General features: G+C 67.9%; 10 protein-coding genes. 1 reads left to right on the top strand and 9 read right to left on the bottom strand.

The window, feature by feature from the left end:
- Window positions 1-90 precede the first annotated feature (90 nt).
- The 8 genes from dxs to ngcE form a co-directional block, all read right to left on the bottom strand.
- The gene (gene dxs, locus ABZZ74_RS04870; protein ID WP_356761904.1) at window positions 91-2010 is read right to left on the bottom strand and encodes a 1-deoxy-D-xylulose-5-phosphate synthase; all 1920 of its coding nucleotides are present in this window, start codon (window positions 2008-2010) and stop codon (window positions 91-93) included.
- A 177-nt stretch (window positions 2011-2187) separates the two neighbouring features.
- Complete coding sequence (locus ABZZ74_RS04865) at window positions 2188-3480, bottom strand: sugar ABC transporter permease (protein ID WP_356761903.1); 1293 nt, start codon at window positions 3478-3480, stop codon at window positions 2188-2190.
- The gene (locus ABZZ74_RS04860) at window positions 3477-4268 is read right to left on the bottom strand and encodes an ATP-binding cassette domain-containing protein (RefSeq protein WP_165954963.1); all 792 of its coding nucleotides are present in this window, start codon (window positions 4266-4268) and stop codon (window positions 3477-3479) included. The genes ABZZ74_RS04865 and ABZZ74_RS04860 overlap by 4 nt, the downstream gene beginning before the upstream one ends.
- Window positions 4269-4453: 185 nt before the next feature.
- Complete coding sequence (locus ABZZ74_RS04855) at window positions 4454-5557, bottom strand: substrate-binding domain-containing protein (RefSeq protein ID WP_165954970.1); 1104 nt, start codon at window positions 5555-5557, stop codon at window positions 4454-4456.
- Between the two features lie 133 nt (window positions 5558-5690).
- The gene (locus ABZZ74_RS04850) at window positions 5691-6890 is read right to left on the bottom strand and encodes an ROK family transcriptional regulator (protein WP_208780941.1); all 1200 of its coding nucleotides are present in this window, start codon (window positions 6888-6890) and stop codon (window positions 5691-5693) included.
- A gap of 197 nt (window positions 6891-7087) precedes the next feature.
- Window positions 7088-8011: a carbohydrate ABC transporter permease gene (locus ABZZ74_RS04845; protein WP_133046052.1), complete on the bottom strand. Its 924-nt coding sequence runs from the start codon at window positions 8009-8011 to the stop codon at window positions 7088-7090.
- A gap of 15 nt (window positions 8012-8026) precedes the next feature.
- A complete protein-coding gene (locus ABZZ74_RS04840) occupies window positions 8027-8962 on the bottom strand; it encodes a sugar ABC transporter permease (protein ID WP_356761902.1) in 936 nt (311 codons plus the stop codon).
- Between the two features lie 93 nt (window positions 8963-9055).
- Window positions 9056-10501 carry an N-acetylglucosamine/diacetylchitobiose ABC transporter substrate-binding protein gene (ngcE, locus tag ABZZ74_RS04835; RefSeq protein WP_133046054.1) on the bottom strand — a complete coding sequence of 482 codons (1446 nt, stop codon included), beginning with the start codon at window positions 10499-10501 and terminating at the stop codon, window positions 9056-9058.
- A gap of 368 nt (window positions 10502-10869) precedes the next feature.
- Between ngcE and ABZZ74_RS04830 the strand changes: the two genes are divergently transcribed.
- Complete coding sequence (locus ABZZ74_RS04830; protein WP_356761901.1) at window positions 10870-14670, top strand: GH92 family glycosyl hydrolase; 3801 nt, start codon at window positions 10870-10872, stop codon at window positions 14668-14670.
- A gap of 140 nt (window positions 14671-14810) precedes the next feature.
- Here the strand turns inward: ABZZ74_RS04830 and ABZZ74_RS04825 are convergent, their stop codons facing one another.
- Window positions 14811-18083, bottom strand: a complete 3273-nt coding sequence (locus tag ABZZ74_RS04825) for a GH92 family glycosyl hydrolase (protein ID WP_356761900.1) — start codon at window positions 18081-18083, stop codon at window positions 14811-14813.
- Between the last annotated feature and the right edge of the window lie 99 nt (window positions 18084-18182).

The following is an 18182-nucleotide window of genomic DNA, read 5'->3' as shown; positions in this document are numbered from 1 at the left end:
TATGCCCCGGCGCGAGCGGATTCACGCGAATGGGCCGCCTTCACCACCCCTGGTGGTGGCGGAAGCGGCCCATGGGAGGCGGGTGTCGCGTCAGTCCCGGGCGGGCTCCACCTCGGCCACCGCACGGTCGTAACGGCCGTCGAGCTTGGAGACGAGGCCGGTGACCTGGCGGGCGATGTCGGGGGCGGTGAGGCCGATCTCCGCCATCACCTCGGCGCGCGAGGCGTGGTCGAGGAAGCGCGGCGGGATGCCGAAGTCGCGCAGGGGTACGTCCACGCCCGCGTCCCGCAGCGCCTGCGCGATCGCCGAACCGACGCCCCCGACCCGGGAGTTGTCCTCGACGGTGACGACCACCCGGTGCCGCTCGGCGAGCGGGGCCATGGCCTCGTCGACCGGCTTGACCCAGCGCGGGTCGACGACCGTGGTGGAGATGCCCTGCTTCTTCAGCAGCTCGGCGATCTCCAGGCACATGGGCGCCAGGGCGCCCACGGAGACCAGCAGCACGTCCGGCGTGTCCGTGCCCGGCTGGCGCAGGACGTCCATGCCGCCCACCCGTCCCACGGCGGGTACGGCGGGACCGACCGCGCCCTTGGAGAAGCGCACCACGGTCGGCGCGTCCTTGACCTGGACGGCCTCGCGCAGCTGCGCGCGCACCTGGTCGGCGTCGCGCGGGGCGGCCAGCCTGAGGCCCGGGACGACCTGGAGGATCGACATGTCCCACATGCCGTTGTGGGAGGCGCCGTCGGTGCCGGTGACGCCGGCCCGGTCCAGCACGAAGGTCACGCCGCACTTGTGCAGCGCAACGTCCATCAGGACCTGGTCGAAGGCACGGTTGAGGAAGGTGGCGTAGACGGCGAAGACGGGGTGCAGTCCGCCGTGCGCGAGGCCGGCCGCGGAGACGGCGCCGTGCTGCTCGGCGATGCCGACGTCGTAGATCCGCTCGGGGAAGGTGTCGGCGAACTTCTTCAGGCCGACCGGCTGGAGCATCGCGGCCGTGATGGCGACGATGTCCTTCCGTTCCTTGCCGAGCTCGACCATCTCGTCGCCGAAGACGGAGGTCCAGTCGGCGCCGGACGCCTTGATCGGCAGGCCGGTGTCGGGGTGGATGGGGCCGATGCCGTGGAAGCGGTCGGCCTCGTCCTGGAGGGCGGGCTGGTAGCCGCGGCCCTTCTCGGTGAGGCAGTGGACGATCACCGGGCCGCCGAACCGCTTGGCCCGGGCCAGCGCGGACTCCAGCGCCTCGATGTCGTGGCCGTCGATGGGGCCGACGTACTTCAGGCCCAGGTCCTCGAACATGCCCTGCGGCGCGATGAAGTCCTTCAGGCCCTTCTTGGCGCCGTGCAGGGTCTCGTAGAGGGGCTTGCCGACGACCGGGGTGCGCCCGAGGAGGTCCTTGCCGCGGGCCAGGAAGCGCTCGTAGCCGTCGGTGGTGCGCAGGGTGGCGAGGTGGTTCGCGAGGCCGCCGATGGTCGGCGCGTACGACCGCTCGTTGTCGTTGACGACGATGACGAGGGGGCGGTCCTTGGCGTCGGCGATGTTGTTGAGGGCCTCCCAGGCCATGCCGCCGGTCAGCGCCCCGTCACCGATCACGGCGACCACGTGGTCGTCGCGCTCGAGGATCTGGTTGGCCTTGGCGAGCCCGTCGGCCCAGCCGAGGACCGTGGAGGCGTGGCTGTTCTCGATGACGTCGTGCTCGGACTCGGCCTGCGAGGGGTAGCCCGACAGACCGCCCTTCATCTTCAGCCGCGAGAAGTCCTGGCGGCCGGTGAGCAGCTTGTGCACGTAGGACTGGTGGCCGGTGTCCCACAGCACCTTGTCCCGGGGCGAGTCGAAGACCCGGTGCAGGGCGATGGTCAGCTCCACCACACCGAGGTTGGGGCCGAGGTGGCCGCCGGTCTTGGAGACGGCGTCGACGAGGAAGGTCCGGATCTCCTCTGCCAGCTGCACCAGCTCCTCGGGGCTGAGCCGGTCCAGATCGCGCGGTCCCCTGATACGGGTCAGCAGCGGCACCCGTGCCTCCTTGCAGTAGAGCTGTTGCCGGGCTTGTCGAGTCTAATGTTCCGCCTGTGCGGGTGACGCCCGGGCGGTGCGTCGTAGGTCACGCGATCGGCTGTACCCACGATTCCCCGGTCCTACGACACGACGATGCCCGGCACCTGTGGGGTGCCGGGCATCGGGTGCGGTCGGTTACGCGCGTCCGGCCGTCTTCTGCGTCCTGCGGGTGATCGCGTCGATGACGACGGTCGCCAGCAGAACACCACCAGTGATCATGTACTGCACCGGCGAGGCGATGCCCTGCAGGGCGAGGCCGTACTGGATGGAGACGATCACCAGCACACCGAGGAGCGCGTTCCAGGTGCGGCCGCGGCCGCCGAAGAGGGACGTGCCACCGATGACGGCCGCCGCGATGGCGTTCATCAGCAGGTCACCGCCACCGGCGCCCTGGTTGGCCGAGGCGATCTTCGAGGCGATGAACAGACCGCCGAGCGCGGCGAAGGTGCCGGAGATCGCGAAGACCGAGATCCGGACCATCTCCACGTTGATACCGGCACGCCGGGAGGCCTCGACGCTGCCGCCGAGCGCGAAGATCTTCCGGCCGTACGGCGTGCGGCGCAGGATGAAGTCCGTGACCAGCAGCACACCGACGAAGATCACGACGGCCAGCGGCAGGCCCTTGTACTGGTTGTAGACGATGGCCACGGCGAAGGCGACGATCGCCAGCAGCACCGTGCGGAGAATGGTCTCGCTCACCGGCCGGGACGGCACGCCTGCCGCCTCGCGGCGCTTGTTGCCGAAGTAGGAGCTGAGGAAGAACAGCGCGGTCACCGCGATGGCCAGGCCGTAGGAGGCGGCGACGTCGCTGAAGTAGTACGTCGTCAACTTGGCGACCATGCCGTCGCTGTTGAGGTTGATCGTGCCGTTGGAGCCCAGGATCTGGAGCATGAAGCCGTTCCAGAACAGCAGGCCGGCCAGGGTGACCGCGAACGCGGGCACACCGATCTTCGCGAAGACGAAACCGTGGATCGCGCCGGCGACGGTGCCGGTGAGGATCGCCAGGATGAACGCCAGCCACTCGCTCATGCCGTGGTTGACGTTCAGTACGGCGAAGCTCGCGCCCGCGACACCGGAGACCGAGCCGACCGACAGGTCGATCTCGCCGAGCAGCAGCACGAAGACGATGCCGACGGCGATCATGCCCGTACCGACCATCGTGACGGAGATGTCGGAGAGGTTGTTCGCGCTCAGGAAGTTGGAGTTCAGGCTCTGGAAGATGATCCAGATGATCACCAGACCGATGACGACCGGGATGGAGCCCAGGTCACCCGCCTTGATCTTGCGCTTGAACTCGGTGATGTACCCCGCGAAGCCCTGTTCGCGCACCAGCAGCCGGGGGTCGACCACGGTCGCGGCACCAGCCGCGGCCTCGGGGTTCTCCACCACGTGGTCCTCGGGAGGCGTGGAGGTCTTGTCGATGCTCACTTCTTGATCTCCCCAGTGCTGCGCGCCGCACGACGGGTCACGGCGTTGTCCGTGGCGCCGGTGATGGCGGAGATGATCTCTTCCTGCGAGGTCGACTTGACCTCGAAGACGCCGTTGTTACGACCCAGACGCAGCACCGCCACCTTGTCGGCGACGGCCTTCACGTCGGCCATGTTGTGGCTGATGAGGATCACGGCGTGACCACGTTCCCGCAGCCGCTCCACGAGGTCGAGGACCTGCGCGGTCTGCTCGACACCGAGAGCGGCGGTGGGCTCGTCCAGGATGACCAGCTTCGGCTCGCCCAGCATCGAGCGGGCGATGGCCACGGTCTGGCGCTGGCCGCCGGAGAGCGAGGCGATCGGGATACGGACGCTGGGGATGCGGATGGACAGCTGGTCCAGCAGCTCGCGCGAGCGGCGCTCCATCTCGACCTCGTCGAGCACGCCGTACTTGCGGACCTCACGGCCCAGGTACAGGTTGCCCACGACGTCGATGTTGTCGCACAGCGCGAGGTCCTGGTACACCGTCGCGATGCCCAGGTGCTGGGCGTCGTGCGGCCTGTTGATCGAGACGGACTTGCCGTCCCACTCGATGACGCCCTCATCGATGGGGTGCACGCCGGCGATCGTCTTGACCAGCGTGGACTTTCCGGCGCCGTTGTCGCCCACCAGGGCGACCACCTCACCGGCGTGGACCTCAAGCTCTACGTCGGTGAGCGCCTGGACGGCACCGAACCGCTTGGAGACCCCGCGCAACGCCAGCACGGGCGTAGCGGACACGTGAACCATCTCCTTCGCCGCCTGACCCGGCGGGAGGTTGTGCAGAAGTTTTGGGGGGGGCTGATCCGTCCGGCGCCCCGCAGCTAGCTTGCGGGGCTGTGTGATGCGCGGGGCGCCGGAGGAGCCTTGGAGCGGGCGTCCCGTAAGGGAATTCAAGAGCGAATTCCCTTACCTGGGAAGGGACCTGCCGCTGTCTACTTCAGACCGATCTTGTCGCAGGCGGCCTTGTACTGCGGGGTGCAGATGTCGGCGACCGTGTAGATGCCGTCCTTGATGACGGTGTCGTTGATGTTGTCCTTGGTCAGCGCGACGACCGAGATGATCTTCGCCGGGATGCCCTTGTCGCTCGGGCTGTCGACCTTGTCGGGAGCGACGGAGCTGAGGTCCTTGCCCTGGGCGATGTCGACGGCCATCTCCGCGACGGTGTTGGCCTCGGTCGGGTAGGGCTTGTAGACGCTCATGTACTGCGTGCCGGTGACGATGCGCTGCACACCCGCGAGCTCCGCGTCCTGGCCGGTGACCGGGATGTTGGAGATACCGGCGGCCTTGAGGGCGGTGATGATACCGCCGGCCATGCCGTCGTTGGCCGAGTAGACACCGATGAGGTTCTTCTTGCCGATCGCCGAGATCGCCGCCTCCATGTTGGCGTTGGCGTTCTCCGGCTTCCAGTCCTTGGTGTCGTAGGACTCGCCGATGTTGACCTTGCCCTGGAGGACGGAGAGGGCGCCCTTCTTGAACTGGGCGGCGTTCGGGTCGGTCGAGGCCCCGTTCATCATGACGATCTTGCCGGACTTGGCCTTCGAGCCGAGGGCCTTCAGCAGGGCCTCGCCCTGGGTCTTGCCGACGGTCTCGTTGTCGAAGGACGTGTAGCCGGAGATCGGGCCCTGCGCGAGGCGGTCGTAGGCGACGACCGGGATGCCGGCGTCCTTGGCCTTCTGGACCGAGTTCTTGATGGCCGCGGAGTCCACCGCGTCCACGATCAGCACGTCGACCTTCTGGGTGACCATGGTGTCGACCTGCTGCGCCTGGAGGCTGGCGTCCTGCTTGGCGTTGGCGTAGACGACCGTGCCCTTGCCGTTGGTCAGCTCCTTGACCTTCTTCTCGATCAGGGGCTTGTCGAACTTCTCGTAACGCGCGGTCTGGTTCTCCGGAAGCAGGAGACCGACCTTGATGTTGTCGCCCTTCTTGGACGACGAGCTCGAAGAGCTGCTCTTGTTGCCGGACTCCTTGGCGGAGCCACAGGCGGCCAGCGAAACGGCCATCGCACCGGCAGCAACGGCAAACGCGGCACGACGCATACGCGTGTTCACTTCAGAAACCTCCCTGACGAGGCCGCGACGTTGCGGCCGAGGTGGCTGGAAGTCAACTCGGCCACACGTGCGACGTCAAGAAGTAAATCCTTAACGAGATGGCAACGGTGCCATCCGTTCTCTAAGTGAAGGCAGGGGTCGCCGTAGCGAGCGTGCCGTCCAAAAGGGTCGAATCACCCATCTCGCTGAGCGCGAGAGCGAGTGCTCCGAGCACCTCCGCACGGCCCCCAAGTGCCCCGGGGAGAACGGACAGTTGGCGCGCCGCGCTGGGGATTGCGTAGCGGCCGACAGACTCCCTGATCGGCCCGAGCACCAGCTCACCGGCCTCGGCGAGATCACCGCCAAGCACCACCCGGCTCGGGTTCAGCAGATTGCAGAGATTGGCGACTCCAGAGCCGATGTGGCGGCCGACGTCGGCGATCACGCGACGGCAGCCCGGGTCTCCGTCCCTGGCCAGCCGCACGACGCCTTCCATCGTCAGATCCGTACCGTGGCTGGACTGGAGCAGCGGCAGCACATAGCGCGCGGCCGCGAAGGTCTCCAGGCAGCCCCGGTTTCCGCAGCGGCAGACGGGGCCGGATTCATCAAGAGTAATATGTCCGATTTCTCCCGCTGTACCACCTGGCCCGCGGTAGATCTTCCCGTTGATCACCAGACCGGCGCCCACACCGCTCGCGACCTTGATGTATGCAAGATCACGCACGCCCCTCCCGCTGCCCCAGACCAGCTCACCGAGGGCGCCGAGGTTGGCGTCGTTGTCCACGTGCACCGGCACGCCGAGCCGCCCCCGCAGCTCCTCGGCGGGCCTGGTGCCGGTCCAGCCCGGCAGGATGGCGGTGGAGCCCAGCGTCCCCGACTCGACGTCGATCGGTCCGGGCACGCCGAGGCCCACTCCGGCGATCTTCGACCGGTCCACGCCCGTTGCGCTGATCAGGCGGTTGACCAGCTCCTCCGCCCGGTCGAAGCCCTGGGTCGAGGAGGCGTCCACGTCCAGCGGCTCGGACTCCTCGGCGAGCACCTGATGGGCGAGGTTGCCGACGGCGACCCGCAGGTGCGTATGCCCGAAGTCGACCCCTATGACGATGCCGGCGTCCCCGCTCAGCGAGACGCTCCGCGCCCTGCGGCCACCCGCCGAGGTGGGCGTGACCTCGACCGTTCCGCCGTCCTTGAGCTCGCGGACGATGTTGGAGACCGTCGCCGCGGACAGGCCCGTCGTCCGCGCGATCTCCGCCTGCGTGAGGGACCCGGCCAGCCGGACGGCCCGTACGACCCGTTCCAGGTTGGCTCGGTGCAGTGACGACTGCGACCCCGGAGTCTCCACGACGACCTCCTGCGCACGGGACCGCCTCGATGAGGCCCCGTCTATGTCCAACTAGTGAACTCTAAGCTGAGCCGTTCGGGTTGCCTCCCGTCAAGAGGTTGAACCGTATCCGGGTGGATGGACGCACATATGAGCGCGCCGCCCCCGGGTCCGGGGACGGCGCGCTCGTGGGCGCCGCGCGAAGGCGGGGCTCCCGCCTACTTGAGGGTCGCCGAGGTCAGTCCCGCCTGCACCTGACGCTGGAAGGACAGGTACACCACGAGCATCGGGATCATGGCGATGGTCACGCCGGCGAACAGGACCGGCAGGTCGGAGGCGTAGCCCTGCTGCTGTTGCAGCTGGATGAGGCCCTGGGTGAGGACGTACCGCTCGGGGTCGCCGCCGCTCTGCGGCTGCATGAGGACCGTCGGCAGGATGAACTGGTTCCACTGGCCGAGCGTGTTGAAGATGCCCACGCTGATCAGTCCGGGCTTCGCCATCGGCAGCATGACCTGGAAGAAGGTCCGGGTGTGCGAGGCGCCGTCCAGGATCGCCGCCTCGAAGACCGCCGTCGGCAGGGTCCGGAAGAAGGCGTGCATGAAGAACACCGTGAACGGCATCGAGTAGGCGATGTAGACCAGGATCAGCCCCTGGTAGGTGTTGAGCATGTCCAGCCGCTTGACCATGAAGAACAGCGGGACGAGGGCGAGGAACACCGGGAACATCGCGCCGGCGACGAAGAAGTAGTACAGCAGCCGGTTGCCCCAGAACTGGTAGCGGGCCAGTACGTAGGCCGCCATGGAGCCGAAGAGCATGGTCAGCGGCACCGAGAAGACCAGGACGATCACGGTGTTCAGGAAGTAGTCGCCGATGCCCTTGTTCCAGGCGCGGTGGAAGACGCCGAAGGACCAGTTGTGCGGCCAGCCGAAGGCCGAGCCGCCGATCTGGGCGTCGGTCTTGAAGGAGCTGATCACCAGCCACAGCAGTGGCAGCACGATCAGCAGGGCCCACAGGGCGAGGAAGCCGTGCGAGAAGACGTTCAGTACGACGCCCTCGCCGCGCTTGTCGTCGGGGCGGGCGGGGCTCTTGGCGACGGGCCGCTCGGCGGGGGCGGCCGGGGTCTCCTTGATGGGGGCGCTCATCGTCTTGTCTCCCGCTCAGAACTCGATGCGCTCGCGGCGGGTGACGCGCAGCGTGAAGACGGACAGGATCAGGGTGAGCAGCAGCATCACGACACCCATGGCACAGGCGTAGCCGCTCTTGCCGAAGTACAGGAAGTTGCGCATCATCACGGTCGCCATGACGTCGCTGTGGTGGTCGGGTCCGCCGCCGTAGGCGCCCATGTTCTGGGTCATCGAGGAGACCAGCACGAACATGTCCATGGCGATGATGCCGAGGTACACCCACGCCGTCTGCACGGTGTCCCACAGCAGCGGCAGGGTGATCCGGAAGAACGACTGGTTGCGGTTGGCGCCGTCGATGAGCGCGGCCTCGTAGATGTCCTTCGGGATGGACTGCATGGCCGCCGAGAACAGCACCAGATAGAAGCCGACACCCTGCCAGATCACGGCGACCATCAGCGCCCACAGCACCATGTGCGGCTCGTTGAGCCATTCGACGGGGTTGTCCGGGTCGACCAGGTGGACCTTGATCAGGACGCCGTTGAGCAGACCGCCGCCGTCACTGCGGTAGACCGCGTTGAACAACACCGCGAGAATCGCGAGCGACAACACCTGCGGGAAGAAGTAGACGATTTTGTAGACCTTCGATCCGGCGACACCCTGCACACCGCCGGCTTTGCTGCGTCCACCCGCGTTCAGCATGAAGGCGAAGAACAGGGCCAGCAGGATCGTGATCACCGGAATGAAGACCAGGAACTGGATGTTGTGCCAGATGGCCTGCATGAAGACGTCGTCGTGGAACAACGCCCGGTAATTGGCGAACCCGACGAACTTGAAGGTCTGCGACTGCCCCTTCCAGTCCGTGAGGGAATAGCCGAAGGTCTGGATGTAAGGCCAGATGACAAAGACCACGTAGAGCAACACGGGAGCGAACAAGAACCCCGCGACGAACCGGTACTGCCCTTTTCGCATACCTGCCCCTGATATTCCGGTCTGTGCAGCGCCCCGAAAGGGGCGCGGGGAACCGCCCGGCACCGAAGGCAGTCCCCACGACGCCCCCGTGGCCTATTCGTGCACGTTCTTCTTGGACGCGGGGTCCGCGGCCTGCTTGTCGACGGCGGCCTGACACCGCTTCAGCCACTCCTTGGGCTGGATGCGCTTGGCCATGAGCTCATTGGACGCGTTCTGGATGGCCGTGTCCATCTCGCTGTACCAGTCCGGGTAGAGGTAGCGGAAGGTGTTGTCGCCGGCCGCCTTCGAGGCCTCGACCGTGGACTGCGTGCCCGGGCGCAGCTTGACGCTGGCGTCGACGCCGTCCTTGAGGATGGTGAGCGAGTTGGCCTGCTTGGCGAAGAGCGTCGACCACTCCTTGGAGAGCATGTGCCGCATGAACTCCTTGGCGCCGGGCAGGTTCTTGGCCTTCGCGGGGATGATGAAGGGCTCGCCGGAGCCGGCCCGGATCGCCTCGAAGGGCATCTTGCTGTCGGGCAGCAGCGGCATCGGCAGGAACTTCATGTCGAAGTCCGAGGGCGTCTGCTTGAGCTGCTCGTTCTCCAGCCAGGAACCGCAGGTGATGAACGCCGCTTTGTACTGGTTCCAGCGGGTCTGCGACTCGGTGTGGGTCAGGCCGTTGGTGCCGGGCATCAACAGGCCCTTCTCCACGACCTCGTAGATCGCCTCGACGCCCGCCTGCGCCGCGGGCGAGCCGACGAAGGCGTTCGGCTTGAGGTTGTCGATCGCCTTGACGGCGTCGATGCCGCCCTTCTTGGCGATCATGTCCATGATGGCGACATTGATGTAGTACGGGTACTTGCCCTGGTGGGCGAGACCGCCGATGCCGGCCTTCTTGGCCTCCTGGCAGATCTTGATGAAGTCGTCCCAGGTCTTGGGCGGCTCCCAGCCCTTCTCCTTGAAGAGCTTGCCGGAGTACCACAGGCCCCACACCGTGTAGATGTAGTTAAGGGCGACGACCTTGCCCTCCTGGACGCCCGGGTCGAGGGTGCCGGGGATCAGCATGTCGCGGACCTTCTTGCTCGGGTCGTCGACCGATGGCGCGTCGAGGACCGGGGCGAGGTCCAGCAGCTGGCCGTTCTTGTAGAGCACGTCGACCTTGATCTGCTGTGCGCCGGAGTCGTCGACGATGTCCGGCGGGTTGCCCGCGTTGAAGCGGGGCTGGAGCTTTCCAGTGATCTCCTGGGTGCCGGTGTGGGTGGAGGTGATACCGAGTTTCTTCTCGTAGTCCGCCTCCCACGCCTTGGCGTAGTCGTCGCCGTAGCCGCCCTTGAAGATGACAACGTCGAGCTTGGTGCCCTTCTTCGCACCGAAGGGGTTCGACTTGGACGTCTTGCCCTCGTCGTTGCCACTGGAGTTGTTGTCCCCGCCACCGCTGGCGCAGGCCGCCAGAAAACTCATCGTGGGGACGGAGATCAGGCCGAGTGCGGCCGACCGCTTGATCAGATCGCGGCGGCCGACACCCGCGGTGCCGTTGTTCTCGGCGGAAGTGGATCCCATGCTCAAAGTCCTCGCCTTCTCCAGGACTCAGGCGGTGAACCGGATCCTCCGGGCACCGCGGTCAGGTCAAGCAGGGTCGTGCAGGACGTACGGATCATGCCGTATCGATCGTGTGAAGTGCCGACAGGTATAGTCCACTTCCCGCGGACGGAGCAAGATCGAATGCAAGGTTGGTCATCGGTCTTTTCCGAGTTGAGACCTCGCGGAAATATGAGCGCCCTGTGTACCGCTTGCCGGAAAAATCCTCGACATAAGCCCCGAATGCCACACCCAACACCCTTGACAGCACAGACCACTTGACCCACTACTGGTCTCTGCGCAGCAAAGTTGACAACGTTGTCCGGTTGGCGCAGGAGGGGTGCTGGTCCATGAGACACAGAGCTCGGCACAGACGGGGTACGGCGGTCGTCCTCACGGCCGCCTTTGTCATGGCTGTGGGGTCGCAGGGGGCGGCGGTCGCCCTGCCGGAGGCTCCGGCCAAGGCGGACCGGGAGTTCACGTCCTCGTTCGAGGCGGGTGACCCGGCGCCGACCTGGCTGAACACGGTGGACACCGCGCCGGACGGGAGCAAGCGGGCCTCCGGTGTCGACGGCGGCTACAGCAGCGGTGTCGCCGGGAACGTGAACGACCATGTCACGGACGTCCGGGCCAGCAGCGAGAACTCGGGCGGCGGCGAGGTGAAGGAGAACCTGGTCGACGGCGAGTCCGGCACCAAGTGGCTGACCTTCGCGCCCACCGGCTGGGTGGAGTTCGACCTCGAAAAGCCGTACGCGATCACCACCTACGCGCTGACCTCCGCCAACGACGAGGCCGGGCGCGACCCGCAGGACTGGACCCTGCAGGGCTCGACGGACGGCAAGGACTGGAAGACCGTCGACACCCGCTCCGGACAGTCCTTCTCGGAGCGGTTCCAGACCAAGCAGTACGACCTGGCGGCGCCGGCCGAGTACGAGCACTTCCGGCTCGACATCACCAAGAACAACGGCGCCGACATCCTGCAGCTGGCGGACCTGCAGCTCTCCACGGGCGGCAGCGGCGGCTCGGTGCCCGAGGACATGCTGTCGCTGGTCGACCGCGGGCCCGCCGGATCGCCGACCGCGAAGGCGGCCGCCGGGTTCACCGGAAAGCGTGCGCTGCGCTACGCCGGCCGGCACACGGCCGACGGGCGGGCGTACTCGTACAACAAGATCTTCGACGTGAACGTGAAGGTCGACCGGGACACCCAGCTGTCGTACCGCCTGTATCCGCAGATGGCCGACGGCGACCGCGACTACGACGCCACGAACGTCTCCGTCGACCTGGTCTTCACCGACGGCACCCGCCTCAGCGATCTGGGCGCCGCCGACCAGCACGGCTTCCCGCTCAGCCCCCAGGGGCAGGGCGCGTCGAAGGTGCTGTACGTCAACCAGTGGAACAACGTGGTCTCGAGGATCGGGTCGGTCGCGGCCGGGAAGACCGTCGACCGGATCCTGATCGGGTACGACTCCCCCAGGGGCCCGGCGAGGTTCCGGGGCTGGCTGGACGACCTGGCGATCAGGCCGGTGGCGCAGGAGCAGCCGAAGGCGCATCTGTCGGACTACGTGCTGACCACCCGGGGCACCAACTCCAGCGGCAGCTTCTCCCGCGGCAACAACTTCCCCGCGACCGCGCTGCCGCACGGGTTCAACTTCTGGACCCCGGTGACCAACGCGTCCTCGCTGAGCTGGCTGTACGACTACGCGCGCGCCAACAACGACGACAACCTGCCGACGATCCAGGCGTTCAGCGCGAGCCATGAGCCGAGCCCGTGGATGGGTGACCGGCAGACCTTCCAGCTGATGCCCTCGGCGGCCGCCGGCACCCCGGACACCGGCCGTGAGGCGCGTGAGCTGGCGTTCCGGCACGAGAACGAGACCGCGCGGCCGTACTACTACGGGGTGCGCTTCGAGAACGGTCTCAAGGCCGAGATGACCCCGACCGACCACGCGGCCGCCCTGCGCTTCACCTACCCGGGCGACGACGCGAGCGTGATCTTCGACAACGTCACCGAGCAGGCGGGGCTCACCCTCGACAAGGACAACGGGGTCGTCACCGGCTACTCGGACGTCAAGTCCGGGCTGTCGACCGGCGCCACCCGGCTGTTCGTGTACGGCGTCTTCGACAAGCCGGTGACGGACGGCTCCGCGAGCGGCGTCAAGGGTTATCTGCGCTTCGACGCGGGCTCCGACCACACCGTGAACCTGCGTCTGGCCACCTCGCTGATCAGCGTCGACCAGGCCAAGGACAACCTGCGTCAGGAGATCCCGGACGGCACCTCCTTCGACACGGTCAGGAAGGGCGCCCAGCGGGCCTGGGACAGGCTGCTGGGCAAGGTGGAGGTCGAGGGCGCGACGAGCGACCAGCTGACCACGCTGTACTCCAGCATGTACCGGCTGTACCTCTACCCCAACTCCGGTTTCGAGAAGGTCGGTTCGAAGGAGCAGTACGCCTCGCCGTTCTCCCCGATGCCCGGGGCGGACACCCCGACCCACACCGGGTCGAAGATCGTCGACGGGAAGGTGTACGTCAACAACGGCTTCTGGGACACCTATCGGACGACCTGGCCCGCCTACTCCCTGCTGACGCCGAGTCAGGCGGGCGAGATGGTGGACGGGTTCGTCCAGCAGTACAAGGACGGCGGCTGGACGGCCCGTTGGTCCTCCCCCGGCTACGCGGACCTGATGACCGGCACGTCCTCGGACGTGGCCTTCGCGGACGCCTACGTCAAGGGCGTGAAGTTCGACGCGAAGGCGGCCTATGAGGCTGCCGTGAAGAACGCGACGGTCGTTCCGCCGACGTCGGGCGTGGGCCGCAAGGGCATGGCCACCTCCCCGTTCCTCGGCTACACCACCACCTCCACGGGCGAGGGCTTCTCCTGGGCGATGGACGGCTACAACAACGACTACGGCATCGCGCGGATGGGCCAGGCCCTGTACGCGAAGACTGGTGACAAGCGCTACAAGGAGGAGTCGGAGTACTTCCTCAACCGCGCCCAGGACTACGTCAACCTCTACGACAAGCAGGTCGACTTCTTCCAGGGGCGGGACGACCAGGGCGACTGGCGGCTGGACGCCTCGAAGTACGACCCGCGCGTGTGGGGGTACGACTACACCGAGAGCAACGGCTGGGGCTACGCCTTCACGGTCCCGCAGGACACCCGGGGCCTGGCCAACCTGTACGGCGGCCGGGACGCGCTGGCGCAGAAGCTCGACACGTTCTTCTCCACGCCGGAGACGGCCGACCCGCGGTTCTCCGGCTCGTACGGGGGCGTCATCCACGAGATGACCGAGGCCCGCGACACCCGGATGGGCATGCTCGGGCAGTCCAACCAGCCCGCGCACCACATCCCGTACCTGTACGACGCGGCCGGCCAGCCGTGGAAGACGCAGGCGAAGGTCCGCGAGATACTGTCCCGGCTCTACGTGGGCAGTGAGATCGGCCAGGGCTACCACGGCGACGAGGACAACGGCGAGCAGTCGGGCTGGTACCTCTTCTCCGCGCTCGGCTTCTACCCGCTGGTCATGGGCAGCGGTGAGTACACCATCGGCTCCCCGCTGTTCAAGAAGGCCACGGTGCACCTGGAGAACGGGCAGGATCTGGTGATCAAGGCGCCGAGGAACAGCCAGAAGAACGTCTACGTCCAGGGCGTGCGCTTCAACGGCCGTGCGTGGAACTCGACTTCGCTGCCGCACTCGCTGCTGTCGAAGGGCGGGGTCCTCGAGTTCGACATGGGGGCCAAGCCCTCGGGGTGGGGCTCGGGCAAGAACGCGGGGCCGGTGTCCATCACCCAGGGCGACAAGGTGGCGACGCCCCGGGCGGACGTGCTGAAGGGTGACGGGCCGCTGTTCGACGACACCTCGGCGACGGACGCGACCGTGACCTCCGTGGACCTGCCGGTCTCGGGTCCGGTCAAGGGCCTTCAGTACACGCTGACCTCGTCGGGGGACCACTCCAAGGCGCCGACCGGCTGGACGCTCCAGGGCTCCGACGACGGCACCACGTGGAAGACGCTCGACAAACGGTCCGGCGAGTCCTTCACCTGGGACCGTCAGACCCGGGCGTTCAGCGTGGGCTCCCCGGGTACGTACGGGAAGTACCGCCTGGTGTTCGACGGCCAGCCGACCGTGTCGGAGGTCGAACTGCTCGCCTGAGCAGCCGAGTTGGGGGCCTGATGCCGCTTCTGGCGTGGGCGCCCGCCGCACGCTCTCCTACCTGGAGGGCATCAGCTTCGCCCGAGAGGCGCGGACCTCCGCAAGGAGATCCGCGCCTCTCCGCACAACGGCGTTGCCGGTCAGCCCGTCGCCAGTGTGAACACGTGCAGATCCGTGTTCCGCGGCAGCGTCACGCTTGCGATGGTCCTCCCCTGAGGTGCCGCGAACGGCTTCGTGGCGAAGACGTAGGTCGCGACCGGGTCCTTGTCCGCGCCGGCGACGTTCCGGTACGCGGTCCTGGCGAGGACCTCGTTGCCGTACTGGACGGTGCCGCCGCCCCCGCCGACGGTCCAGTCGGTGAAGGAGAGATCGATCGCCTCGGTGCCTCCGTCGGTGTAGGTGACGGTGGCCTTGGCCTGCTGGTTGCCGTTGACCGCGCTGCCGACGAAGGACAACGCGGCTGCCGGGCTGTCGAGGCGGACGGTCTGCCCGTCGGACGAGACGTTGTCCGGGCGGCCGGCGGGCGAGTCGGGCCAGGTGAAGGTGAGCCCGTCGACCGTCCCCCGCGCGCCCGGTGTCAGACCGGCCGCGGCGAGTGCCTGGCGGGAGTAGCTCCAGCCGCCGCCGTCGTAGTCGGCCTCGTCGTGCTCGCCGGCGTCGTCCGAGACACCGGTGTTGTCGTAGGCGGCGAGCAGGGTGCCGGGGGCGGCCACGGTGAGGGCGACCGGCTGCTCGTAGGAGGTGCCGTCGGAGGTCACGGTGACCTCGACGTCGTAGAAGCCCTGCTTCATGTCCCTGGCCGAGCTGAGCGTGATCTTCTGCGAGCCGTCGACGACCGTGCCGGAAGCGGGAGTCGCGGTGACCCCCTCGGGTGTCTCGACCCGGAACCGCACCTCGGGCCCCGCTCCCCCGCTCATCGACAGGGCACGGATGCCGACCTCGGTGCTCTCGCCGGGTGCGAGGGTCGCCGTCGTCGGTCCGACGCCGATCTGGTACGGCTGCTCGCCCTGCCGGAAGGACGGCGGGGCGTCGGCGGGATCGCTGCCCCAGGCCTTGTCGGGCGTACCGGAGAGCGTGTAGTCGAGCCGGCCGCCGTCCCGCACGAGGGACGCGGGCAGCCAAGGCCGCTGGCTGGTACGGCCGTTGACCTTCAGCGAGGTGATGTACGGGGCGTCGGCGGCGGCACCGTTCGCGCGGATGGAGATGTCGTTGCCCCGGGGACGGTCGATCTCGATGCGCGGGAACAGCGGTGACGCCAGGGTGAGTTCGGCTCGGGAGGGCACCTGGGGGTACATCCCGAGCGCGGAGAAGACGTACCAGGAGGACATCGCGCCGAGGTCGTCGTTGCCGGGGATGCCGCCGGGCTGCGTCGACCAGAGCTGCCGCATCGCGGCCCGCACGGTCTCCTGCGTCTTGTAGGGAGCACCCGCGTAGTCGTACAGGTAGGGCACGTTGATCGACGGTTCGTTGTCCAGTTCGGACTTGTCGCCGCCGCTGCCGGTGAACGCCCAGCTCCCGTCGCTGTCGTGGAAGAAGGTGTCGAGGCGGGCCAGCGCGCTGTCCCTGCCGCCCATCGCCGCGAACAGGCCGGCCGGGTTGTGCTGGACCATCCACGTGTACTGCGCGGCCGTACCCTCGACGAAGCCGTTGCCGGTGGCCGGGGTGAAGCCGGTGACCCAACTGCCGTCGGCCTTGCGGTTGGCGATGTAGCCGCCCGTCGGATCGGCGGCGATGTTGAAGTTGTTCTGCCACCACTGGGCGCGCCCGGCGAAGGCGGCCGCCGTGTCCTTCTCCCCGGCCGCCGTGGCGAGTTGGGAGAGGGAGAAGTCGGCGGTCGACATCTCCAGGGTCTCCGCCGCCCCGCCCCAGGCGTTGGAGACGGACGGCATGTAGTGCAGCTTCAGGTACTTGTCCAGGGAGGGGCGCTGGCCCACGGACAGGACGGGCTTGCCGGCCGCCGACAGGTCCTGCCCGGTGGGCACGGTCGCCGCCCGGACCAGCGACGACAGCGCCCCGCGCAGATCGAAGTCCGTGCCGCCGAAGGCGCGGATGCCGGCGAGGGCGGTCGGTGAGGGGTCGCCGTTCATGACGTGCGTGCCGCTCGCGCCGTGCAGCCAGCGGTCCCAGACACCGCCGTTCTGCCGGGCGAGTTCGTACAGGGACTGCGCGATGTCCGAGCCGGTGCGCGGGTCGAGCAGGGTCAGCAGCTGCACCTGGTCGCGGTAGACGTCCCAGCCGGAGAAGGTGCCGTACTGGGCCAGGTGCCCCTTGCGAACGGTGTGTGCCTTGCCGTCGGCGCCCCGGTATCGGCGGTCGACGTCACTGATGACGTTCGGGTGCAGCAGGGAGTGGTAGAGCGCGGTGTAGAAGGTGGTGCGTTCGTCGTCGGTGCCGCCGCCGACCCGGACGGCGCCGAGACGCTCCCGCCAGGCGTCGTGGGCGGCGGCCCGCACGGCGTCGAAGGAGCGCTTCGGCGGGTTCTCCGCGGCGAGGTTGGCGGCGGCCCCGGCCTGGCTCACATAGGAGATGCCGACCTTGACGTTCACGGGTCCGCCGCCCGGCGCGAACTCCACATAGCCGCCCGCGCCCTTGCCGGCGACGGGCCGTCCGCCCTGGGAGAAGCCGCCGGTGCCGCCGGAGGCCGAGGTGGAGCCCGGGCTCAGCCTGTCGTCCTGCCAGGTGCCGGTGGCCTTGAAGTCACGGTCGAAGCGGGCGGTGAAGTACAGGGTGTAGTAGGCCCGTTGGCCCTCCGGATCGAGGTAGCCGCAGAAGTCGCCGGAGGTCACCGAGCCGGAGACGGTACGGGTCGCCGGGTCGATCGTCACCGACGAATCGGTCGAGCCCACTTCGGAGTTGGCGGTGCGGATGAGGAGCGAGGCGGGCTTGTCGGCCGGGTAGGTGAACCGCGCCGAGCCGGTGCGCGCCGTCGCCGTGAGGTCGGCGGTCACGCCGGACGCCAGGCCGACCTTGTAGTGACCGGGCTCGGCGGTCTCGTCGGCGTGGCTGAAGTCCGAGGCGTAGACGGCGTCCTTGGTGTCGCTCGCGGGGGACGAGGTGACCTCGCCGGCGTACGGGAAGAACGGGATGTCGCCACTCCCGCCCGCACAGCCGGTGCCGGACATGTGGGTCAGGCTGAAGCCCCGGATGCGGGTGGCGTCGTACTGGTAGCCGCCGGGCGCGGCCGTTCTGGTCGCGTCGCCTCTGGTGTTCTCCGGGCTCCAGGAGAGCATGCCGAACGGGGTGACGGCCCCCGGGAAGACATCGCCGCCGTTCTTGGTGCCGATCAGCGGATCGACGTACGAGGTCGGGTCCTTGACCAGGTCAGGGGGTGCTGACGTGGCCGCCAGGGCGGGTGTGGCGCCGGTGACCGCGAGAACGGCGGCCAGCAGCAGGGACGTCGGGCGGAAGCGCATGACGCGGCCCCTCCTCCTTCGGACGGGTCGCGCACCACAGGTCGCACAAGCCGCAGTGACCGTAGCGTGCGCCACGGGTACCACGGAAGACCGCGTGCG

Source organism: Streptomyces sp. NPDC006476 (assembly GCF_040612015.1).
Taxonomy (GTDB): domain Bacteria; phylum Actinomycetota; class Actinomycetes; order Streptomycetales; family Streptomycetaceae; genus Streptomyces; species Streptomyces griseorubiginosus_B.
The sequence above is the reverse complement of the archived record's forward strand: the minus strand, read 5'-3'. Positions and strand labels throughout refer to the sequence as shown.